This window comes from Mycobacterium sp. BK086 (assembly GCA_004362315.1).
Taxonomy (GTDB): domain Bacteria; phylum Actinomycetota; class Actinomycetes; order Mycobacteriales; family Mycobacteriaceae; genus Mycobacterium.
Genome location: SNWL01000003.1, coordinates 984,798 through 1,007,045 on the forward strand (window position 1 = coordinate 984,798; position 22,248 = coordinate 1,007,045).

At 65.5% G+C, this 22,248-nt stretch carries 21 protein-coding genes; 6 read left to right on the forward strand and 15 right to left on the reverse strand.

The genetic code is table 11. The features are described 5' to 3' along the window. The first annotated feature begins 53 nt into the window (after positions 1 to 53). Positions 54 to 263 carry a hypothetical protein gene (locus EV580_RS04760; RefSeq protein ID WP_133689950.1) on the forward strand — a complete coding sequence of 70 codons (210 nt, stop codon included), beginning with the start codon at positions 54 to 56 and terminating at the stop codon, positions 261 to 263. Between the two features lie 119 nt (positions 264 to 382). Next, the gene (locus tag EV580_RS04765) at positions 383 to 976 is read left to right on the forward strand and encodes an alpha/beta hydrolase (protein ID WP_286171448.1); all 594 of its coding nucleotides are present in this window, start codon (positions 383 to 385) and stop codon (positions 974 to 976) included. Positions 977 to 992: 16 nt separating this feature from the next. On the opposite strand, the gene EV580_RS04770 is transcribed toward EV580_RS04765, so the two are convergent. From EV580_RS04770 to hypF, 5 genes are read right to left on the reverse strand one after another with little or no spacing between them, the layout of a single operon-like run. Next, on the reverse strand, positions 993 to 2,009 hold the full coding sequence (locus tag EV580_RS04770; protein ID WP_133689951.1) for an HAD-IIA family hydrolase: 1,017 nt from the start codon (positions 2,007 to 2,009) through the stop codon (positions 993 to 995). 3 nt (positions 2,010 to 2,012) lie between these two features. Then, positions 2,013 to 3,149 (reverse strand): hydrogenase expression/formation protein HypE, encoded by a 1,137-nt coding sequence (gene hypE, locus EV580_RS04775; protein WP_286171449.1) that lies wholly within the window; start codon positions 3,147 to 3,149, stop codon positions 2,013 to 2,015. Beyond that, complete coding sequence (gene hypD / locus EV580_RS04780) at positions 3,142 to 4,245, reverse strand: hydrogenase formation protein HypD (protein WP_133689952.1); 1,104 nt, start codon at positions 4,243 to 4,245, stop codon at positions 3,142 to 3,144. The genes hypE and hypD overlap by 8 nt, the downstream gene beginning before the upstream one ends. Beyond that, positions 4,242 to 4,517 carry a HypC/HybG/HupF family hydrogenase formation chaperone gene (locus EV580_RS04785; protein ID WP_133689953.1) on the reverse strand — a complete coding sequence of 92 codons (276 nt, stop codon included), beginning with the start codon at positions 4,515 to 4,517 and terminating at the stop codon, positions 4,242 to 4,244. The genes hypD and EV580_RS04785 overlap by 4 nt, the downstream gene beginning before the upstream one ends. Beyond that, the gene (hypF, locus tag EV580_RS04790) at positions 4,490 to 6,814 is read right to left on the reverse strand and encodes a carbamoyltransferase HypF (protein WP_133689954.1); all 2,325 of its coding nucleotides are present in this window, start codon (positions 6,812 to 6,814) and stop codon (positions 4,490 to 4,492) included. The genes EV580_RS04785 and hypF overlap by 28 nt, the downstream gene beginning before the upstream one ends. Before the next feature lie 257 nt (positions 6,815 to 7,071). Between hypF and EV580_RS04795 the strand changes: the two genes are divergently transcribed. Both EV580_RS04795 and hypB read left to right on the forward strand, forming a co-directional pair. Then, positions 7,072 to 7,407, forward strand: coding sequence for a hydrogenase maturation nickel metallochaperone HypA (locus EV580_RS04795; RefSeq protein WP_133691045.1), 336 nt, complete (start codon positions 7,072 to 7,074; stop codon positions 7,405 to 7,407). Between the two features lie 24 nt (positions 7,408 to 7,431). Further along, a complete protein-coding gene (gene hypB, locus EV580_RS04800) occupies positions 7,432 to 8,217 on the forward strand; it encodes a hydrogenase nickel incorporation protein HypB (RefSeq protein WP_133689955.1) in 786 nt (261 codons plus the stop codon). Here hypB and EV580_RS04805 read toward each other — a convergent pair. Beyond that, complete coding sequence (locus EV580_RS04805; RefSeq protein WP_133689956.1) at positions 8,210 to 8,623, reverse strand: DNA-binding transcriptional response regulator; 414 nt, start codon at positions 8,621 to 8,623, stop codon at positions 8,210 to 8,212. The genes hypB and EV580_RS04805 overlap by 8 nt on opposite strands. A gap of 168 nt (positions 8,624 to 8,791) precedes the next feature. Here EV580_RS04805 and EV580_RS04810 point away from each other — a divergent pair, with 168 nt between their 5' ends. After that, positions 8,792 to 9,865, forward strand: coding sequence for a class 1 fructose-bisphosphatase (locus tag EV580_RS04810; protein ID WP_133689957.1), 1,074 nt, complete (start codon positions 8,792 to 8,794; stop codon positions 9,863 to 9,865). A gap of 11 nt (positions 9,866 to 9,876) precedes the next feature. Continuing rightward, the gene (locus EV580_RS04815) at positions 9,877 to 10,761 is read left to right on the forward strand and encodes a phosphoribulokinase (protein ID WP_133689958.1); all 885 of its coding nucleotides are present in this window, start codon (positions 9,877 to 9,879) and stop codon (positions 10,759 to 10,761) included. Positions 10,762 to 10,764: 3 nt separating this feature from the next. Here the strand turns inward: EV580_RS04815 and nuoN are convergent, their stop codons facing one another. From nuoN to nuoF, 9 genes are read right to left on the reverse strand one after another with little or no spacing between them, the layout of a single operon-like run. Next, a complete protein-coding gene (gene nuoN, locus EV580_RS04820) occupies positions 10,765 to 12,291 on the reverse strand; it encodes an NADH-quinone oxidoreductase subunit NuoN (protein ID WP_133689959.1) in 1,527 nt (508 codons plus the stop codon). Further along, positions 12,288 to 13,841: an NADH-quinone oxidoreductase subunit M gene (locus EV580_RS04825; protein WP_208114563.1), complete on the reverse strand. Its 1,554-nt coding sequence runs from the start codon at positions 13,839 to 13,841 to the stop codon at positions 12,288 to 12,290. Before EV580_RS04825 ends, nuoN begins: the two co-directional genes overlap by 4 nt. Beyond that, the gene (gene nuoL / locus EV580_RS04830) at positions 13,841 to 15,721 is read right to left on the reverse strand and encodes an NADH-quinone oxidoreductase subunit L (protein WP_133689961.1); all 1,881 of its coding nucleotides are present in this window, start codon (positions 15,719 to 15,721) and stop codon (positions 13,841 to 13,843) included. Before nuoL ends, EV580_RS04825 begins: the two co-directional genes overlap by 1 nt. Next, a complete protein-coding gene (nuoK, locus tag EV580_RS04835) occupies positions 15,721 to 16,020 on the reverse strand; it encodes an NADH-quinone oxidoreductase subunit NuoK (protein ID WP_005140925.1) in 300 nt (99 codons plus the stop codon). The genes nuoL and nuoK overlap by 1 nt, the downstream gene beginning before the upstream one ends. Next, complete coding sequence (locus tag EV580_RS04840; protein ID WP_133689962.1) at positions 16,017 to 16,766, reverse strand: NADH-quinone oxidoreductase subunit J; 750 nt, start codon at positions 16,764 to 16,766, stop codon at positions 16,017 to 16,019. Before EV580_RS04840 ends, nuoK begins: the two co-directional genes overlap by 4 nt. Further along, the gene (nuoI, locus tag EV580_RS04845) at positions 16,763 to 17,320 is read right to left on the reverse strand and encodes an NADH-quinone oxidoreductase subunit NuoI (protein WP_502703910.1); all 558 of its coding nucleotides are present in this window, start codon (positions 17,318 to 17,320) and stop codon (positions 16,763 to 16,765) included. Before nuoI ends, EV580_RS04840 begins: the two co-directional genes overlap by 4 nt. Then, positions 17,271 to 18,566: an NADH-quinone oxidoreductase subunit NuoH gene (gene nuoH / locus EV580_RS04850; protein WP_502703918.1), complete on the reverse strand. Its 1,296-nt coding sequence runs from the start codon at positions 18,564 to 18,566 to the stop codon at positions 17,271 to 17,273. Before nuoH ends, nuoI begins: the two co-directional genes overlap by 50 nt. Positions 18,567 to 18,577: 11 nt before the next feature. Continuing rightward, positions 18,578 to 20,950, reverse strand: a complete 2,373-nt coding sequence (locus EV580_RS04855; RefSeq protein ID WP_133689964.1) for an NADH-quinone oxidoreductase subunit G — start codon at positions 20,948 to 20,950, stop codon at positions 18,578 to 18,580. Continuing rightward, entirely contained in the window at positions 20,950 to 22,248 is a 1,299-nt protein-coding gene (nuoF, locus tag EV580_RS04860) for an NADH-quinone oxidoreductase subunit NuoF (protein WP_133689965.1), read from the reverse strand. The genes EV580_RS04855 and nuoF overlap by 1 nt, the downstream gene beginning before the upstream one ends.

Sequence of the window (22,248 nt, forward strand, 5' to 3'; positions counted from 1 at the left end):
GTAATTGCCAGCCGACAATCTGTACCGATCAGCTAGCCCGAAGGAGCACAGCGATGATCATGCAATGGCGCGGCACCGCCGGGCTCGATCCGATTCATCTGTCCACAGGCGATCGCGTGCGGGTGGCTTCGGGCGTATTCGGCAACTCCGGTCGGATCCGGTCAATCTCGGCCGGGCACATACTCGTTCACTATGATCACGGCGGTCGCGAGGTCATCGATCCCACTCGCCGGCCCGTCTGGTTCATCGGTGCCAGCGCCTGAGTTAGGCGATCACTTCATGATTGAACGCGGAATCTCAATAGACAAGCTGATGTTCGGACAGCAGCATTCCGTACAAGGACGTTCAACGCGACTATCACCGGAAATTGCAGCGAATCATGATGACTGAAGTTATCTCCAACCACGACCGATCGCGGCGCATGGTCAGCGCGATCGACGGCGCGACGGTGTCGGTGACGCTGTCCGGACCGGCCTTGGGCCGGACGATCATCATGCTCGAGGAGCCGGACCGAAGCCCGGCTGCCCGAGCTGCCGTGCGAGAACGGCTGCAGGTGGCGATGTTTCGCATTCTGAGTGTGCCGGTCGACCCTGGGCTGAGCGCGAAGTCGGTCGTCGGGTTTTTGGACCAACTGCGGATCTCGAGCGGACTGCTCGTCGGCGACGGTATCGGGGCGGAACTGGCATGGGATCTCGCCGTGGCCCACCGCGAGCGCTTCACCGGTCTGGTGGCAATCGATCGCGGCCACCCGGGAGTGCCGGATGCGGACGGCGCCGTCCGCGACGGCGATTGCCCCGCAGTCGAAGTCGATACCACTGTGCTGGTCGAGGGTAGATCGGCGCACGCCGTTGCCCGCGCCAGCAGACGTCACGTGCACGCGGACTTTCGGCTGGTCGACGCCGCGGGTCCGCGCAACTCCCGGCACTTCACCGCGCAGCTGGCCACCGAGATCGTGATGCGCGCGCTGTGCCGGTGACATAGCCTGTGTCGCCCTAGCCAAGTCCCCATCGCTGCAGCGCATCACGGCTCCGCCGATCGCCGGCCACCACCTCGGAGGTACCAGCCCGCCAGGCCGCGTCCGCAACCACACGCAGCGCGGCGAGTTCATCGTCGCCGCCTTCAGACGTCAGCGTCACCGCACCCTCGGCGACCGTCGCGCACCAACCGGGCTGGGCGCCGATCCGCAGGGTGGCCTCCGGTTCACGCAGCCCACGCAGATCCTCGGCAAGGTATGTCGGGCGCAGCCCATCAGGGGCGCTGATCACGTCTGTTGGGGTACTGACACCGCTAAAAACGAGCATACTCGGGAACCCCGTCGCATTAGCCGCTGCGATATCGGTGTCGAGACGGTCACCGATCACGAGCGGCGCGTGAAATGCCCCACGAGACAGAGCATCTCGTAGCATTGTGGGCGCCGGTTTGCCGATCACATCGGGGTTCATCCCGGTTGCCGCTCGCAGCGCTGCCACCATCGAACCGTTTCCCGGCAGCAGCCCGCGATCGGTCGGCAGCGTCACGTCCGCGTTCGTCGCAACCCACAGTCCGCCATCGCGGATACACAGCATGGCTTCGGCAAGGTCCGCCCAACCCGTCAGAGGTGAATGACCTTGGACGACGGCAACCGGTGCGTCGCTGAACAGACGTACCGGTTTCAGCCCGACACTGGCGATCTCGGTGGCGAGCGAATCGGTGCCCAGCACCAGAACCGTGGAAGATGGCGGTAGTTGCCGACTGATCACGCGCGCCGCACTCTGCGCGCTGGTCACGACATCGCCGGCTTCAGCGGCAAACCCGAGCGCCACCAAGTGGTCTGCGACCTCACCGGCGCCCCGGGAAGCATTGTTGGTCACGAAGACCTTGCGCGCGCCCACGGCCGCAAGCACCTCGACGGCGCCCGGTGTTGGCGAGTGTCCGCGAAAAACCGTCCCGTCGAGGTCGAGCAGCAGGCAGTCGTGCGCATCGACAAGGGCCCCGGGGACCTCAGCCGCCCGGTGGTCGATCTGTGCCATAGGTCAGCAGATTCTCGGAAGCTGTTCGCCCAGTTCTCGTTCGATCACTCGAGTGGTGCCGAATGCGGTGCGACCGACCACCATGCCCGGGTGCTCCTCGACCGCGCGTCCGATGACCACCGCACCCCTACCCTCGGATCGGGATCGCATGGCAGCCAACACCGCCTCGCTGTGTGCGGGATCGACGAATGCCACCAACTTGCCTTCGTTGGCCACCTGAAGCGGATCGAGTCCGAGGAAACTGCAGGCCGATGCGACGCTGTCCGGTACCGGGATGAGCTGCTCGTCGAGCTCGACACCAACACCGGAGGTACGGGCGATCTCGACCGCCGAAGCGACCAACCCACCTCGGGTCGGGTCACGCAGCACGTGAACGGCACCTGCGTCGGAGACCGCGGCCAGCATGGCGGCCACCAAGAGATGCAACGGGGCACTGTCGGTGGTCACCGTCGTTCCGAAGTCGATGCCCTCGCGCACGCTCATGATCGCCACGCCGTGCTCGCCGATGTTGCCCGACACGATGACGTGGTCGCCGGGCCGGGCTTGCTCGGGTCCGATGCGCACCCCGTCAGGAACCACGCCGACACCGGCGGTATTGATGAAAAGACCGTCCGCACTGCCCTTTCCGACGACCTTGGTGTCGCCGGTGACGATATCGACCCCTGCCTCGGCCGCCGCCTTACCCATCGTCTGAGCGATGGCCCCGAGCACGTCGAGCTCCAATCCCTCCTCGATGATGAAGCCCGCCGTCAGGCCGATCGGCTGCGCGCCACTGCAGGCGAGGTCGTTGATGGTGCCGTTGACGGCGAGATCGCCAATGTTGCCGCCCGGGAAGAACAATGGGTTGACCACGTATGAGTCGGTGGTGAGCGCGATGCGGCCGCCACCCACCGTTAACACCGCGGAGTCGCGGGACGGTCCACCTGCCGAGCCAAAGGCCGGAAGGAAGAGGTTCTCGATCAGCTCCTCGGAGAGAATCCCGCCGCCGCCGTGTCCCAGCACGATCCGCTTGGTCTCCCGCAACGGTAACGGGCACACCCAATCCGACGGATCGATCGCCACCGAATCCAACTCCCGGGTCGCTTCGCTCTCCCCCTCGCCTGCGGCTGGGCGGTACCCCCAGCCCACCGAATCAGACATGAGCCGCGGTTTCGAGCCTGCGGAACTGGTAATAGGCCGCACACGCTCCCTCGCTGGAGACCATGGTGGCGCCCAACGGTGTGCGCGGCGTACAGGTCTTGCCGAACGCGGGGCACTGGTTGGGCTTGAGCAGACCCTGCAGCACCTCACCGCTGTGACATTCGGAAGACTCCTGCACCTGCAGATGGCCCACCCCGAACTTGAGCTCGGCGTCGAATTCGGCATAGCGCGGCGACAAGGCCCAGCCCGATTTGGGGATCATGCCGATACCGCGCCACTGCCGATCGACGACCGAGAACACATCGGCCAGCGCCTCTTGCGCCACGATGTTGCCCTCTTGGCTGACCGCTCGCGGATAGGCGTTGCGCAACTCGACATTGCCGGATTCAAGCAGGTCAACGACCTGGCGTACGCCTTCGAGCAGGTCGAGCGGTTCGAATCCCGTGACCACGATGGGCACATTGAACTGTTCGACGAGTGGCCCGTATTCACCCGTGCCCATCACGGTGCACACGTGGCCGGCCGCCAGGAAGCCCTGTACCCGGTTGGTGGGTGAGCTGAGGATCGCCGTCATCGCGGGGGGAACCAGCACGTGCGAGATCAACACCGAGAAATTCGTCAGACCCAGCCGCTGGGCGTGCAGCACCGACATCGCGTTGGCCGGCGCCGTCGTCTCGAACCCGACGCCGAAAAACACGACCTGCTTGTCGGGGTTGTCGGCAGCGATCCGGGTCGCGTCCAACGGGGAGTAGACGATCCGGACGTCCCCGCCGCGGGCCCGCACGCTGAACAGGTCATGGCGGCTGCCGGGTACTCGCAGCATGTCACCGAACGAGCAGAAGATGACGTCCTCACGGGCGGCGATCTCGAGTGCCCGGTCGATCATCTCCAGCGGTGTGACGCACACCGGGCAGCCGGGCCCGTGGATGAACTCGACGGCGCCGTCGAGCAACTGGTCGATGCCGTTTCTGATGATCGAATGCGTCTGCCCACCACAGACTTCCATGATGGTCCAGGTCCGGGTGGACCGCCGTTGGATGGCTTCCACCAGGTTCTTCGCCGCGGCCGGATCGCGAAACTCGTCGAGATACTTCATGCCGGTTCCCTCCTCCCCTGTCCTTCGGTGCCGCCGAGTTCTTCCTCGAGAACACCCAGGTCTTCGAACATCTTCAACGTCTCGTTGGCCGAGGCCTCGTCGAGTCGGGTGATCGCGAAACCCGCATGGACGATGGTGTATTCGCCGATCTGCATGTCAGGCAGGTAGGCCAGGCACACCGTCTTGGTGGTGCCACCGAAGTCGACCGTCGACATTCGGGTGCCGGCCTCCTCCCAGATTTCGATCACCTTGCCGGGGATTCCGAGGCACATACGCCGTTCCTTTCTGATCCAGCCGTCGATTCCGCATCGACGAGCGCGGCGACGATGGCAGCCTGGCCCAGTGCCAGGCCACCGTCGTTGCATGGCACGATTCGGTGGCTGAGGACCTCAAGCCCGCTCTCGGTGAGCGCGAGCCGAAGGCCCTGCAGCAGAAGCTGATTGGCGAACACCCCGCCGGTCAATCCGATGGCGGAGATCCCAGCCGCTCGGGCACATTCGGTGGCCACCATCGTCGTCGCGCGAATGACCGCGAGGTGAAAACCAGCGGCCAGATCGGCGACCGGGGTGCCGTTGCGCAAGCCTTCCACGATTCCGCGGATCACCGGCGCGGGATCCAGCACGCCATCGGCGACAGAAAAGTCCAGCGCGCTCGGCGTCCCGCGCCTGGCCACGTGCTCGAGCTCCACGGCGGCCTGGCCTTCGTAGCTGACCTCTTGGCAAACGCCGAGCAAGCTTGCCACGGCGTCGAAGAGCCGGCCCATGCTGGTGGTGGGCACGCACCCGAAACCACGCGGGATCTGCTGGCCCAGAATGTGCAGAGCGTTCTCGTCCAGCGCGGCCACGGGCGGCAGGTCGGGCGCCCAGTCGATTCCGGCGCGGTGCAACAGGTCCAGGGCGATACGAGCCGGATGGCGGACGGCACCATCTCCGCCGGGTAACGCGAACGTCCGCAGGTGGCCGACCCGGGTGAACCGGGCGGTATCGCTGATCGCCAACAGCTCACCGCCCCAGATGGTTCCGTCGGTGCCGTAGCCGGTGCCGTCGTAGGTGACCGCGATGACGGGGGTGCCCAATCGTCCGTGTTCGGCCAACAGTGACACCGCGTGGGCGTGGTGGTGCTGAACGGCGACCACCGGCCTGCCCAGGGCGTAGCGCCGTGCCCACGAGGTGGTGGCATAACCGGGATGCATGTCGCAGGCGATCACATCGGGTGTGCGATCGGTCATGAAAGCCAGGTGCTCGAGGGCCCCCTCGAAGCACTTTTGGGTGCGCGGATCGGCCATATCGCCGAGATGCGAGGACATGTGGGCGTGCCCGTCGGCACCAACTAGGCAGAAGGTGGTCTTCAGATCACCGCCGGTGGCGAGAATGACGCGGTCCGGCAGTGGGCCGGTGACTGACACCGGCAGCGGCGCGTATCCGCGGGACCGGCGCAGCGGTAGCGGCGCCCCGCGGTCGTCGATCGTGATGACCGAGTCCTCGCACGGCACATGGATGGGCCGGTCATGGGTGAGCACCGCATCGGCGAGCCCGTCGATCCAGTCGAGATCGTCATCGCGGAACACGATGGGTGAGCCGCCCCGGTTGGCCGATGTCATCACCAGCGGAACGGATCCGAGCCGATCGAACAGCAGATGGTGCACCGGAGAGTAGGCGAGCATCACGCCCAGGTCGGTCAGCCTCGGCGCGACCTCTTCGGCGATCCCGCTCCCCCGCCGGGCGACCAGCACGATGGGCGCCGACGACGAGGTGAGTGCGGCAGCCGCCGCCTCGTCGAGTGCCGCGATGTCGCCGGCGGCCCGCACATCGGCGACCATCACCGCGAACGGTTTGGCTGGCCGGCTCTTGCGTCGGCGCAGCTCGCGGACAGCGGACGCGTCGTCGGCGCGGCACGCCAGATGAAAGCCACCGATCCCCTTGACCGCGACGATCAGCCCGTTCCGCAGGGCGCGCACCGCAGCGTCGATCGGGTCCTTCGTCCCTGCCATGCCGTCCGCCTGCCATCTCAGCCGGGGCCCGCACTCCGGGCAGGCGATGGTCTGGGCGTGATAGCGACGGTCCAGCGGATCGTGGTACTCCGCGGCGCACGCCGGGCACATCGGGAAGTCGGCCATTGTGGTCATCGGTCGGTCGTAGGGCAGATCGGTGATCACGGTGTAGCGCGGTCCGCAGTTGGTACAGGTGATGAACGGGTGGCCGTAGCGCCGGTTGGCCGGGTCACGCATGTCGGCCAGGCAGTCGTCGCACACCGCGATGTCCGGTGGAATCAGGGTCCGCGAGTCGTCTCCACAGCGGCTACCCACGATTTCAAAGGTGTTGTCGCCGTTGGGTTCCACTCTCTCACTGCGCAACGTATCGATACGAGCCATCCGCGGGCCACGCTGCCGGAGTGCCGCGATCGCCGCATCCACGTCCTCTGCTGGGCCTTCCCACTCGCAATGCACCGACCCGGCGTCGTTGTACACGAAACCACCGAGCCCGAATTCGGCTGCGATCCGCGCGACCGCCGGGCGAAATCCGACGCCCTGCACCACACCGGTGATGTCCAGACGGACCCGCACCATCATCGGATCGCCGTCACCTCGGGCCCGGCAGAACGCGGGCGGAAATCGATGCTCATGAACCTCCTGAGCAGAAGAAGGCCACTCGCGTCGATGGGCTGTCCACGCGGGTAGATCACCATCACGCTAACCCCGGCGTTCTATGACCACAATCACAATTTCGCAGCGAAAGTCTGCGTTTTTCCGTCCAAAAGGCCCTCGGCTGCCTCATCGGTGCGCTGTAGGGTGCAGGCCTGCCGACACGGAGAATGGGAAGACCGACTGTGCACGAATTGTCGCTGTGCCATGCGATCGCCGGGGTGGTGAAGCCGTACGCGGCCGGCCGCCGCGTCGACGTCGTTCGGGTGCAGATCGGCGCGTTGCGTCAGGTGGTGCCCGAGTCACTGTCGTTCTGCTGGACGCTGGTCCGCGACGACGAGAGCATGCCAGAGGCCGAGTTGGAGCTCGAGTTCGTCGCGGCTGAAGTGGACTGCCACGGCTGCGGGCAGCATTCCGAGATCACCTCACGGTGGTCGGTCTGCTGTCCGCACTGTGCGAGCGCGGACGTGCAGGTCGTTCGAGGCAACGAATTCCTGGTCACCTCGCTGGACGTGACGTGACGCGGGAGACGAAAGGTAGTCAGCATGGGTAGGTTTCACCGTCACGACGACGGCACCGTGCACAGCCACGAGCACGACGAGCATGGGCAGCATTCCCATGAGCACGGCGACCACAGCGGTTACGCCACCGGTGCGCAACGCATCGAGGTGCTCGAGCACATCTTCGCCGAGAACGACACCAGGGCCGACATCAACCGAGCAGCCTTCGAGAGCAACGGGATCCGGACACTGAACCTGATGAGTTCGCCGGGATCGGGAAAGACGACGGTGTTGGCCGCCACGCTCGACGAGCTGGCCGGTGAGCTTGCCGTGGGCGTGATCGAGGGTGACATCGCCACTGACCTCGACGCCGCCAAGCTCGGCGGTCGTGGTGCCCAGATCTCTCTGCTGAACACCAACAACGGGTTCGGCGGCGAATGCCACCTGGATGCCCCGATGGTCAACCGTGCGCTGCAAGGCCTGGATCTGCCGGTTCTGGATCTGGTGATCATCGAGAACGTCGGGAATCTGGTGTGCCCCGCGGAGTTCGACGTCGGCGAGCACGCCAAGGCGATGGTGTACTCGGTGACGGAGGGCGAGGACAAGCCGCTGAAGTATCCGGTGATGTTCCGATCCGTCGACGTGGTGCTGCTGAACAAGATCGACCTCGTCCCTCACCTCGACGTCGACATCAACACCTACATCGCCCGGATCCGTGAGGTCAATCCGACCGCAACGATCTTGCCGGTGAGTGCGCGCACCGGGGAGGGCATGTCGGCATGGTTCGATTGGCTGCGCGGCTTCGCATCAGTACCGGTGATCGCTAACTGACCTGAACGGGCTTTGTCTGCAGGCGTGTTCGCAACGCGCCGACGACCGCAGCGGTCAGAGTCGCGGGATCCAGGGGATGCGGCACCGCGGCGTCTGCACGTGACCAGCGAGCCAGCCAGTCATCGATGGGCCTACCTGTCAGGACGATCAGCGGCGGGCAGATATCGAGTTCGTCCTTGAGCTGCTTGGCAACTCCCATTCCGCCCGCCGGCGCGGCCTCGCCGTCCAGGATCGCCAGGTCGACACCATCAGAATCCATGCGCTGCACCACCATCGCAGGAGTGGCGACTTCCAGATAACGGAATTCGGGCAAATCCGCGACCGGGCGAGACCCCAGTGCGGCGATGGCGCGTTGCCGCGTCGAGCGGTTGTCGCTGTATACCAACACTGTGATGGGTGCACTCATAGCGCGATCGTAGGGCCGCAATCGCGCTTGGCGACAGGGCAATACGACTTCCCCCCGGCCATCCACCCGCCCGGGGGATGGGCAGTCCGCTCCCCCACCAGGACCATCGAACTGACCCGAAGTCGTGGGTTCAGTCACGCGCCCGGATCGCGAGGAGGAGTGCAACTCATGCTCACCAACCAGACCACCCTGGTGCGGTTCCTGATCGAGGAGCGCCGTCAGCACCCCGATGCCAGCGGCGAGCTGAATGCGTTGATTCTCGACGTCGCGCTGGCCTGCAAAGCGATCTCGAACCGGGTGGCGCAAGGCGAACTCGGGGGTGTGCTGGGCTCCGCCGACGTGGTCAACGTCCAAGGCGAGGTCCAACAGAAACTCGACGTCCTGGCCAACGAGTACTTCCTGCGGGCCTGCGAATGGGGCGGGCAGGTGACCGGAATGGTCTCCGAGGAACTCGACGACCCGTACCCCTTGCCCATCCAGTACCCACGGGGAAAGTATCTGCTGATCTTCGACCCACTCGACGGCTCTTCCAACATCGACGTGAATGTCTCGGTCGGCAGCATCTTTTCGATCCTGCGCGCACCCAACCCGGGTGTGGACGCCACGCTGGAGGATTTCCTTCAACCGGGCACCGAGCAGGTGTGCGCAGGCTACGCGATCTACGGCCCGTCCACCATGCTGGTGCTCACGGTCGGGACCGGCGTGCACGCGTTCACCCTCGACCCCGGTCTGGGCGAGTTCTTCCTCAGCCGGCAATCCATCCAGATTCCCAGCCACACGAAAGAATTCGCGATCAACGCCTCCAACCGCCGATTCTGGGAACCGGCGGTGCAGCGCTACATCGAGGAGTGCCAGGCGGGTCAGACCGGACCGCGCAACAAAGATTTCAACATGCGCTGGGTGGCATCGCTGGTCGCAGAGACTCATCGCATCCTCACCCGTGGCGGAGTGTTCCTCTACCCGCGCGACTCGAAAGACCCGTCCAAGCCGGGCCGGCTTCGCCTGCTCTACGAGGCCAACCCGATCGCGTTCCTCGTCGAACAGGCGGGCGGTCTGTCCAGCACCGGCCGTGGCCGTCTCCTGGAGGTTGCGCCGACCAGCTTGCATCAGCGAGTGCCGTTGATTTTCGGCGCCGCCGAAGAGGTCCGCCGGATCGAGGACTACCACACCGACAGCAATGACCGCCCAGATGGACTGCCGCTCTACGGCGTTCGCGGCCTCTTCCGGTCGTCAGCGAGCTGAAAGGAGCTCCGATGTCTCGTCTACATCCGATCATCTCGGTCACCGGCTCGTCGGGGGCGGGCACCACGTCCGTCATGCGCACGTTCGACCAGATCTTCCGCAGGGAAGGCATCGACGTGGCCTACGTCGAGGGCGACAGTTTCCACCGGTTCGACCGAGCCGAGATGAAGGTGCAGCTCGCCGACGCGCATACCCGTGGTGACCACGCGTTCAGTCACTTCGGACCAGAGGCCAATCTGTTCACCGAGCTGCAGGACCTGTTCTACTCGTATAGCGAGACCGGAACGGGCAAGGTGCGCAAGTACTTACACAACGCCGCCGAGGCCGCTCCCTACGATCAGGAGCCCGGGACGTTCACCCCGTGGGAGACGCTGCCCGATGACACCGACATGCTGTTCTACGAAGGTCTGCACGGCGCCATCGTCACCGACGACGTCGACGTCACCCGATACGCCGACCTCAAGATCGGTGTGGTCCCGGTGATCAACCTGGAGTGGATTCAAAAGCTGCACCGCGACAAGATTTCCCGCGGGTACACCTCGGAAGCGGTGACCGACACCATCCTGCGCCGGATGCCCGACTACGTGAACTACATCTGTTCCCAGTTCTCCTACACCGACGTGAACTTCCAGCGCGTCCCCATGGTGGACACGTCGAACCCGTTCATCGCCCGGTCGATCCCGACCGCCGACGAATCCATGGTCATCATCCGGTTCCGCGATCCGCACGGCATCGACTTTCCGTATCTGCTGTCGATGCTGCATGACTCGTTCATGTCCCGGGCCAACACCATCGTCTGTCCCGGCGGGAAGATGGAACTCGCGATGCAGCTGATCTTCACACCGATGGTGCTGCGACTGTTCGAACGCCGTAAGGCCGAACTGACCGTGCGTTGAGGTTCAGTTCAGAAAGGCCCCGGCGGCGTCGGCGAGGTCCAACAGCGGCTGGGGCATCAATCCGAATGCCAGTGTCACCACGGCGGCCGCAGCGATAGCGGCCCCCGTCAGCCAATCCGGCGTGTGCACCCGCGCCGGCTGCAGGGGTGTGCCGTCGGCGTACATCAACACCACCACCCGTGCGTAGACGAAAGCCGTGACGGCGCTGGCGATCACACCGACCAGCACGAGCATGAGCTGACCGCCGTGTGCCGCTGCCGAGAAGACCGCGAACTTCCCGATGAACCCACTGGTGAGCGGGATACCGGCGAAGGCCAACAAGAACAGTGAGAACACCATCGCGGTCACCGGGTGCCGCCGCCCCAGCCCGGCCCAGTTGACGATCGCGGTCTCCTCACCACCGGTGTGGTTGCGCACCAAGCCGATAAGGGCGAAGGCGCCCAGGGTGGTCAATGCATACGTCGCCAAGTAGAACAGAGTTGCCGAGAGCGCGGTACCGTCCGCGGCGACCACGCCGGTGAGGATGAAGCCGGCTTGCGCGACGGCCGAATATCCGAGCAGTCGCTTCAGATCTGTCTGTCCGACCGCCAGCACCGCGCCGGCCACCATCGTCACCATCGCTATGAGCGACAGGACAGGGCGCCAGTCGTGATCCAGACCGGGCAGCGCGACGTCGAAGATGCGCAGCATGGCGCCGAACGCGGCGACCTTGGTGGCCGCGGCCATGAACGCGGTGATCGGGGTCGGTGCGCCTTGGTAGACGTCGGGGATCCAGGAGTGAAACGGCACCGCGCCTACTTTGAACAGCACGCCCACGGCGACCAGCGCGGTACCGACGAGACCGAGTGTGTTGTCGGTGTTGGTCTCGATGGCCCGAGCGATTCCGGTGAGACTCAGGGTGCCTGCGCAGCCGTAGAGCAGGGCGATGCCGTAGAGGAAGAAGGCTGACGAGAATGCGCCGAGCAGAAAGTATTTCAGCGCGGCTTCTTGGGAGAGCAGTCGCCGGCGGCGGGCCAGGCCGCACATGAGGTACAGCGGTAGCGAGAACACCTCCAGCGCAACGAACATCGTCAAAAGGTCTCCCGCCGCGACGAATATCAGCATCCCGGCGACGGAGAACATCGCCAGTGGGAACACTTCCGTCTGCACGCTGGAGGTCCGCAGCGCGGTCTTCTCCGCAACACTGCCCGGCACCGTCGACGCCTGTGGCGTGAACGACCATGAGCCACCACCGGGCTCACGTTGCGCGACCAATGCCATTGTCGCCAAACCGATCACGAGCACGACGCCCTGAAGGAACGTCGCGGGTCCGTCGGAGATGATGGCCCCCGAGACGGCGGATCCGACGGTGCCTGCCAACGAGATGACAGCGATCAGTCCCGCCGTCAGCCCGGTGATGCTCAGGCAGATCTGCAGATGGTGTCGGCGACGGCGCGGCGCGAAGGCTTCGATCAGCACCCCGGCGACGGCCGCGCCGAGGACGATCAACATCGGTGAGAGCTGGCCGTATTCGATGCTGGGCGGGTTCATGGGTGTACCCCTTCCGCGACGGTGGGTGAAGGGTCGGATTCGTGGACGACACTCAACGTGTGGCCGACGGCCGGGTTGATGACGTCGAGGGCGACTTTGGGATAGATCCCGAGGCCGATCAGCAGGGCGATCAGGGGTGTCACCACGAGCATCTCGCGGGTGCTGAGGTCGCGGACCTTCTCGTTGCCGTCGGTGACCGGTCCGGTCATCATCCGCTGATACATCCACAGCACGTAGACCGCCGACAGGACGAGCGCGGCGGATGCGATGACGGCGAAGGCAGGGTGGCGGGTGAATGTGCCGATGAGGACCAGGAATTCACTGATGAACGGTGCCAGCCCCGGCAAGGCGAGCGTGGCCAGACCGGCGACCAGGAAGGTGCCGGCGAGGACGGGTGCAACCTTTTGGATTCCGCCGTAGTCGGCGATGACCCGGCTGCCGCGGCGGCTGACCAGGAACCCGGCAATGAGGAACAGTGCGGCCGTGGAGATGCCGTGGTTGACCATGTAGAGCGTCGAGCCGGCTTGGCCTTGGCTGGTCATCACGAAGATGCCCAGGATGATGAAGCCGAAGTGACTGATCGAGGTGTAGGCGATCAGCCGCATCACGTCGGTCTGCCCGATGGCCAGGACGGCGCCGTAGACGATCCCGACCACCGCCAGCGCGATGATCACCGGCCGGAAATAGGTTGCCGAGTCGGGAAACAACGGCAGGCAGTAGCGCAACATCCCGAACGTGCCGACCTTGTCCATCACCGCCATCATCAACACCGCCGACGCCGGCGTCGCCTCGGCGGCCGCCCCGGGAAGCCACGTGTGAAACGGCCACAGCGGCGCTTTCACCGCGAACGCGACCAGGAACCCGAGGAACAAGGCATGACCGACGGCAGGATTCAGAGTGAACGCACCGGCGGTGACGGCGTCGGCGATCACGCGGAAGTCGAACGTGCCCGCGCCGAACGCTCCGCTGCGCGAGGTGAGAACGTACAGCCCGATGACCGCGGCCAGCATCGCGAGTCCACCGCAGAGGCTGTACACCAGAAACTTCAGCGCGGCCTTGGACCGTCCGGCTCCGCCGAAGCCGCCGATCAGAAAGTACATCGGGATCAACATCGCCTCGAAGAGGACGAAGAACAGCAAGATGTCCAGGGCCACCAGCGCCAGCAGCACCATCGCTTCGACGGTCAGGGTGAGCGCGATGTAGGCGCTGACCGAGCGGGAACGCTCCTCGGCGTCGTTCCACCCCGCAACGATCAGGAGCGGCATCAGAACGGCGGTGAGCACGACGAGTGCCAGCGCGATACCGTCGAGGCCGAGGATGTAGCCGGTGCCGAATGACGGTATCCACGGATGGTTTTCGACGAATTGGAACCGCTCACCACCCGGGTCGAAGCGCACCGCGATCACGACGGTGATGACAAGCACGCCGACCGCGATGCCGAGGCCGGTGAACTTCGCCGACCGGCCGGCCTGTGCCGGGACGATCGCGACCAGTCCTGCGCCGAGGAGCGGAACCACCCACAGCAGGGTCAGCCAGGGAATCTGATCCATCACAGCCTCACCATCACCAGCATCGCAACCACCACCGTGGCACCCAGGAAGATCGACAACGCATAGGAACGAGCGAATCCGGTTTGGAAGCGGCGCACAGAGTGTGACGCCATCGCCACCACGGCGGCAATGCCCTCCACTGCCCCGTCGATCGCGCGCCGTTCGGCAGCGAGGAGCCCCGCGGTCAGCGCCTGGCCGGGCCGCATGAACGCAGCCTCGTTGATCGCGTCGCCGTAGAGGTCGTTGCGCGCGGCGATCGTCGCGGGCGAAACCCATTCGGAGGCAACCGGGTTGACAGTACGGACGACATACATCCGGACTGCGACGGCGATGCCGATGGCGACGACGCCGAGTGCGGCGAGGGTGGTGATCCAGGCGGGGATGAGGTGGTGGGTTTCGTGGCTGCCGACGACGGGTTCGAGCCAGTGCTCGAGGGTGTTGCCGATGGCGAGTAGCGCACCGGCGCCGACGGAGCCGACGGCCAGCACGATCATGGGTGCGGTCATGCTTGCGGGGGATTCGTGGGGGTGGGTGTCGGGTGTCCAGCGTTTCTGCCCGAAGAAGGTCAGCAGCATGACACGGGTCATGTAGAAGGCGGTGATGCCCGCACCGAGGAGTGCTGCCCCACCCAGAAGGAAGCCCTTGGCTCCGCCGCTGTTGAGGGCGGTTTCGATGATGGCGTCTTTGGAGAAGTACCCGGCGAACGGCGGGACGCCGATGATCGCCAGGTAGCCCAGGCCGAAGGTGACGAACGTGATGGGCAGCAGGGTGCGTAGGCCGCCGTAGCGCCGCATGTCGGTTTCGTCGTCCATGGCGTGCATGACCGAACCGGCACCGAGGAACAGGCCGGCCTTGAAGAAGCCGTGCGTCAGCAGGTGCATGATCGCCACCGCGTAGCCGGCCGGCCCGAGTCCGGCGGCCAAAACCATGTAGCCGATCTGGGACATGGTCGACGCCGCGAGGGCCTTCTTGATGTCGTCCTTGGCGCAGCCGATGATCGCCCCGAACAACAGGGTGACCGCACCCACGGTGACGACGGCGGTCTGGGCGGCGGGGGCGGCGGTGAAGATCGGACCGGACCGCACGATGAGGTAGACACCGGCGGTGACCATGGTGGCGGCGTGGATCAAAGCACTGACGGGGGTGGGGCCTTCCATCGCGTCGCCGAGCCAGGACTGCAAGGGGACTTGGGCGCTCTTGCCGCAGGCGCCGAGCAGTAGGAGCAGCCCGATGGCGGTCAGCACTCCTGATGTCATCTGCGGCACTGCGGCGAACACGGTGCTGTAGGTGACCGAGCCGAGGGTGGCGAACAGCACCATCAGTGCGATGGCCAGGCCCATGTCGCCGACCCGGTTGACGATGAATGCTTTCTTGGCGGCGGTCGCGGCGCTGGGTTTGTGCGACCAGAATCCGATCAGCAGGTAGGAGGCCAGACCGACCCCCTCCCAGCCCATGTAGAGGCCGAGGTAGTTGTCGGCCAACACGAGCAGCAGCATCGCGGCGACGAACAGGTTGAGGTAGGCGAAAAACCGGCGGCGGCCGGGATCGGTTTTCATGTAGCCGATCGAATACACGTGGATCAAGGATCCGACGCCGGTGATGAGCAGGACGAAACACATGGACAGGGCGTCGAGTTGCAGGCCGAAGTCGACTGTCAGCACGCCGACGGGGACCCAGGAGAAGCCCACCTCGTGCACGACCCGGTCCTCGCCCGGCAGGCCCAGCAGGTGGGTGAACAGCACGGCGCCGCAGGCGAAGGCGCCGATCACGGTGGCGCACCCGAGTAGGTGTCCCCACGTGTTGGTGGCTTTGCCGCCCAGCAGCAGGATCACCGCCCCGGCCAACGGCAGGGCGATGGTCAACCACACCAAGGTCTGCATCAGTGCCGCAGCAGGTGAGCGTCGTCGACGTTGGCGGAGCGTCGGGTGCGGAAGATGGTCATGATGATCGCCAGGCCGACGACCACCTCGCAGGCGGCCACCACCATCGTGAAAAAGGCCACCACCTGACCGTCCAGATGGCCGTGCATGCGCGAGAACGTCACGAACGCCAGGTTGCAGGCGTTCAACATCAGCTCCACGCACATGAACATCACGATGGCGTTGCGCCGCAACAACACCCCCGCGGCACCGATCGTGAACAACAACGCCGACAAGTACAGATAATTGTCAGGATTCATTGGCTCACTTCCCGATTCAGTGCGTCATCGTCTCCGTGATCGTGCGCAACCAGCAGGGTCAGGACCGTGCCGTCACGGGTCAGCGTCCTGCTCACCGACAGCGCGCAGTCACTTCCGTCCGGCAACCGAGCTGGGGTGTCGACCGCATTGCGAAGCGCGTACACCCCGGGGTTGGGCAGCGGGGTGGCGCGGGCCCCGGTCTCGAAGCGTTCGACGACCAACTCGCGCTGAGTCTTTCGCCGCTCGAAACGTTCCCGGTGGGCCAGCACCATCGCACCCAGCGCCGCGGTGATCAACAGCGCACTGGTCAACTCGAACGCCCACAGATTCCGGGTGAAGATCAACGTCGCTAGGCCCTGCACGTTGCCGCCGGCGTTGGCCTCGACCAACCCGACGACGTCCGATGTCGCCACACTGCCGATCGCCGCGATCAGCAGAATGCCGAACCCCAATCCGGTCAACACCGCGGCCAACCGCTGCCCGCGCAGCGTCTCGATCAGCGAGTCGGCCGAGTCGACTCCGATCAGCATGAGCACGAACAGGAACAGCATCATCACCGCGCCGGTATAGACCACGATCTGCACCACACCGAGGAACAGTGCATCCTGCGCGACGTACAGCACGGCAAGGCTGATCATCGCCGCACCGAGAAACATGGCGGAATACACGGCTTTTCGACTCGCGACCACTCCAATGGCGGCCACCAGAGTGAGCGGCGCGAGAACCCAGAACACCAGAGCACTCATCGCTCAGCCCCCTTCACATTGCCGAGGTAGTAGTCGTCGTCGGTGGTTCCCGGGGCCATGGCGTGTGGCGGTGGTTGCATGCCGGGTTGCAGGGGTGCCAGCAGTTTGTCCTTGCCGTAGATGAGGTCTGAGCGGTTGTCGTCGGCCATTTCGTAGACGTTGGTCATGGTCAGTGCGCGGGTGGGGCAGGCCTCGATGCACAGTCCGCAGCCGATGCAGCGCAGATAGTTGATCTGGTAGACCCGCCCATAGCGTTCGCCCGGCGAAAAGCGTTCGCCCTCGGTGTTGTCCGCGCCTTCGACGTAGATGGCATCGGCGGGACAGGCCCACGCGCACAGCTCGCAGCCGATGCACTTCTCCAGCCCGTCGGGGTAGCGGTTGAGCTGATGGCGGCCGTGATACCGCGGCGCGACCGGGCCGGGCTTCTCCGGATACTCCTCGGTGATCGGACGTTTGAACATCGTCCCGAACGTCACGCCGAAACCCTTGACCGCATCAAAGAACTCAGGCATCGCCACTCCCCCACGGCGCGACGGCCACTCGGTCGTGTACATGCTTTCCGTTGCGCATCGGCACTCCATATGTCAGGGCCGGCCAGGCAGCGGGGACCCGCTGGCCGGGAAGGGGCGGCACGGGAAATCCGCCGGCCATCGGGTCGAACTCGGTTGTCGTCACGGGTGTTTCATGCGATCGCGCGCGTCGGGCGAAGCGCCAAATGCCAAGGACCAAGGCCACCAGTGCTGCCGCGGCGATGAGGTTGGGGATGATGCCGATGTGGCCGACCGCGTGCAGGACGGCCACGATCATGATCCAGACCAGCGAGATCGGGATGAGTAGTTTCCAGCCCAGTGCCATGAATTGGTCGTAGCGCAATCTTGGCAGGGTGGCGCGTAGCCACATGAACACGAACAGGAATGTCCATACCTTGGCCACGAACCAGATCAGCGGCCACCACCCGGTGTTGGCGCCCTCGATCAGGCTGATCGGCCACGGTGCGTGCCAGCCGCCGAGGAACAGGGTGGTGGCCAGGGCGGAAACGGTGGTCATGTTGACGTACTCGGCGAGCATGAACATCGCGAACTTCAGCGAGGAGTATTCGGTGTGGAAGCCGCCCACCAGTTCGCCTTCGGCCTCGGGCAGATCGAACGGGGCCCGGTTAGTTTCCCCGACCATCGAGGTGACATACACCGCGAACGAGGGCAGCAGCAGAAAGACGTACCAGGTGTGTTCCTGGGCGGCCACGATGCCCGACGTGGACATGGTGCCCGCGTAGAGGAACACCGCCGCGAACGACAGCGCCATCGCGATCTCATAGGAGATCACCTGCGCACTCGAGCGCAGTCCACCCAGCAACGGGTAGGTGGAGCCCGAGGACCAGCCGGCCAGCACGATTCCGTACACCCCGATGCTGGTGACCGCCAGGATGTAGAGCACCGCGACCGGAAGATCAGTGAGCTGCAACGGCGTTGCATGCCCGAACACCGAGACCACCGGGCCCAGCGGGATCACCGCGAACGCCAGAAACGCCGGGATCACCGAAATCACCGGCGCCATCAAATAAATCGGCTTGTCCACCCCGGCCGGCGTCAAACCCTCTTTCAGCGCGAGTTTGATGCCGTCGGCCAGCGACTGCAGGATCCCGAACGGGCCGACCCGGTTGGGGCCGTACCGCATCTGCATACGGCCCAGGATCTTGCGCTCCAGCAGGATTGCCACCAACACCGTCAACATCAAGAACACAAACACCGCCACGGCCTTGGCAACCATCAGCCACCACGGATCCTGGCCGAACACCGTCATATCCGGATAGCTCATGCGCCCGCCTCCCGCTCAATGCACACGACCGCACCCGTCGTAACGCCCAACGCCTCGTGCACCGCACTGCCCGGCGACTTCAACGGCAACCACACCACCCCGTCGGGCATCTCGGTGACCACCAAGGGCACCCGGATCGCACCCCGGCCGGTCGACACCGCAACCACATCCCCGTCGGCCGCGCCGATCCCGGCCGCCGTCGCCGCCGACAACCGCACCACCACCGGTCGCGCCGTACCCGCCAGGTACGGTTCCCCATCCTGTAATCGGCCGTCGTCCAACAACACTCGCCAGCCGGCCAACACCGCCTCACCCGGGGCGAGCTCTGCAGGTGGCGTCGGCAAGTAGTCGGCCAACGGCGAACGCGTCCCGTCCCAGCTGCCGAGCCGAGCGATCTCCGCCCGAACCGTCGTGGCGTCGGGGGTGCCGAGGTCGACTCCCATCGCGGCCGCGAGGTTGTGCAGAATCCGATGATCGGAACCGTCGCCGGTAGAGACGGCCGTCTCGAAAGGCCGAACGCGGCCCTCCCAGTTCACGAACGAACCCGTCTTCTCGGCAACCGGCGCGACCGGGAACACGACATCGGCGCGGTCCGTCACCGAGCTCTGGCGGACCTCCAGACTCACGACAAATCCGGCAGACTCGATCGCTGCGAGTGCACCCTCCGGATCGGGCAGGTCGGCCGGATCCACGCCGCCGATCAGCAGGGCACCAACCCCCAGCGTGACCATCTCACCGAGATTCAGGCCGGCGCTTGCCGGCAAACCCGTTGTTCCCCAGATCCGTTCGACCTGCTCACGAGCGCGGCCATGCTGCACCGGCCGCCCGCCCGGCAGCAGGTTGGGTAGGCAGCCGGTATCGACGGCGCCGCGGTCGCCGGCGCGGCGGGGAATCCAGGCCAGCCGGGCACCGGTCCGCTGAGCCAACCGTGCCGCGGCCGACAACGCGCCACGGCTGGTGGCCAACCGCTCGCCGGCAAGGATGATCGCGTCCGGTGATAGTTCACTGGTCAGGCAGTCAAGCGCGACCGCCTCCTGGCCGGGTTCGGTGGCCACCACTCGGGCGGCCAGCTTCACCGATCCCGACGAGGCGAACGGCGCGATCGTCACCACCTTCAGGCCGTGTTTGCGCACCGCCTTGCGCAGCCGCAGGAACACGATCGGCGACTCGTCCTCGGGTTCGAACCCGACGAGCACCACCACCGGGGCGTTCTGCAGATCGGCGTGGCTCACCTCACGGCGGCCGGCCACCGCCGCGGCCAGGAATTCCTGCTCCTCCACCGAGTGTGGTCGGGAACGGAAGTCGATATCGTTGGTGCCCAATGCAACCCGGGCGAACTTGGCGTACGCATACGCATCCTCGACGCTCACCCGGCCACCCACCAGCACGGCCGCCCCGTCGGCGGCCGCGGCGAGACCGCGGGCAGCAGCCTCGAGGGCTTCCGACCACGCCGCCGGGCGGAGCTGTCCCGCCTCGCGGATCAACGGGGTGGTGATGCGGTCGCCGACCCGGGTGTAGGTGAAGGCCCACCGGCCCTTGTCGCAGTTCCACTCCTCGTTGACTTCCGGGTCGTCACCGGCGAGCCGGCGCAGCACCACGCCGCGGCGATGATCGGTGCGCTGGGTGCAACCCGAGGCGCAATGCTCACACACGCTGGGACTGGACACCAGATCGAAGGGGCGCGCACGGAACCGGTAGGCGGCGCCCGTCAACGCCCCCACCGGGCAGATCTGCACCGTGTTACCGCTGAAGTAGGAATCGAACGGCTCACCCGGAGCGATGCCCACCTGCTGCAGCGCACCGCGCTCCAGCAGCGAGATGAACGGATCACCGGCGATCTGCTCGGAAAACCGTGTGCAGCGGGCACACAACACGCAGCGTTCCCGGTCCAGCAACACCTCGGTGGACAGGTTGATCGGCTTGGGATACGTCCGCTTCGCCTTGTCGAAACGGCTCTCCGCACGTCCACTGCTCATCGCCTGGTTCTGCAGCGGGCACTCCCCGCCCTTGTCGCACACCGGGCAGTCCAGCGGATGGTTGATCAACAGCAGTTCCATCACCCCGTGCTGAGCCTTGTCGGCGGCCTCCGAGGTGTACTGGGTGCGCACCACCATGCCCTCAGACACCGTGGTGGTGCAGCTGGCCATCGGCTTGCGCTGGCCCTCCACCTCCACCAGGCATTGCCGGCACGCGCCCACCGGCTCCAGCAGCGGATGATCGCAGAACCGCGGGATCAGCACACCCATCAACTCCGCAGCCCGAATCACCAACGTGCCCTTGGGAACCGCGACCTCGACACCGTCGATGCTGACGGTGACCATCTCCACGGGGGGGGCGTCGTGCGTATCGGTATCCGAGGTCTGCGTCATCACGCTCCCACCCCTGCTGACGAGAGCATGGCGGCTCGTGGATCGAACGGGCAGCCACTACTGAGATGATCTTCGTACTCGCCGCGAAAGTGCTTGATCGACGAGATCACCGGTGAGGCCGCACCATCCCCCAACGCGCAGAACGACTTTCCGTTGAGCGTGTCGGCGATGTCGAGAAGATTGTGCAGATCCGCGTACGTTGACCAGCCGCTCTCGAGGTCGGCATAGATCTGGCTGAGCCAGTACGTTCCTTCGCGGCAGGGTGTGCACTTGCCGCACGACTCATGGGCGTAGAACTCGGTCCAGCGCCGCACTGCCCGTACCACACAGGTGGTCTCGTCGAAGATCTGCAGCGCCTTGGTGCCCAGCATCGACCCGACCGAGGCCATGCCTTCGTAATCCAGTGGCACGTCCAGGTGTTCGGCAGTCAGCAACGGGGTCGACGATCCGCCGGGAGTCCAGAACTTCAGCTCGTGCCCGGCCCGCACCCCGCCCGCGCGATCCAATAACTCACGCAACGTGATCCCCAGCGGTGCCTCGTACTGCCCGGGTTTCGTCACATGCCCGGACAACGAGTAGATGGTGCAGCCCGGTGACCTCTCGGTGCCCATCGAGGTGAACCAGCCGACCCCGTTGAGCAGTATCGGCGGCACCGTGGCGATCGATTCGACATTGTTGACGACGGTCGGGCAGGCATACAGCCCGGCCTCCGCGGGAAATGGTGGGCGCAGCCGGGGCTGGCCGCGCCGGCCTTCCAGCGAGTCAAGCAGGGCGGTCTCCTCACCGCAGATGTAGGCCCCGGCCCCGGCGTGCACGATCAACTCCAGATCGAAGCCCGAGCCCTGGATGTTTGTGCCGAGATAACCCGCCTCGTAGGCCTCGGCCACCGCGACCTGCAGACGGCGCAATACCGGCACCACCTCACCACGGACATAGATGAAGGCGTGCCGGGCCCGGATCGCATACGCCGCGATGATCGCACCCTCGACCAGCGAATGGGGTGTGGCGTACATCAGTGGAACGTCTTTACACGTACCGGGTTCCGACTCGTCGGCATTCACCACCAGATAATGCGGCTTGGCATCGTCCTGCGGGATGAACGACCACTTGGCCCCGGTCGGGAAACCCGCACCGCCCCGTCCGCGCAGTCCGGACTCCTTGACGGCGTCGATGACCTCGACGGGTGTCATCGTCAGTGCCTTGGCGAGGGCTTGGTAGCCATCGTGGCGCAGATAGTTGGCCAGGGTCCAGGACTGCGGGTCATTCCAATGACGCGTCAGCACACGGTCAAACGTCAT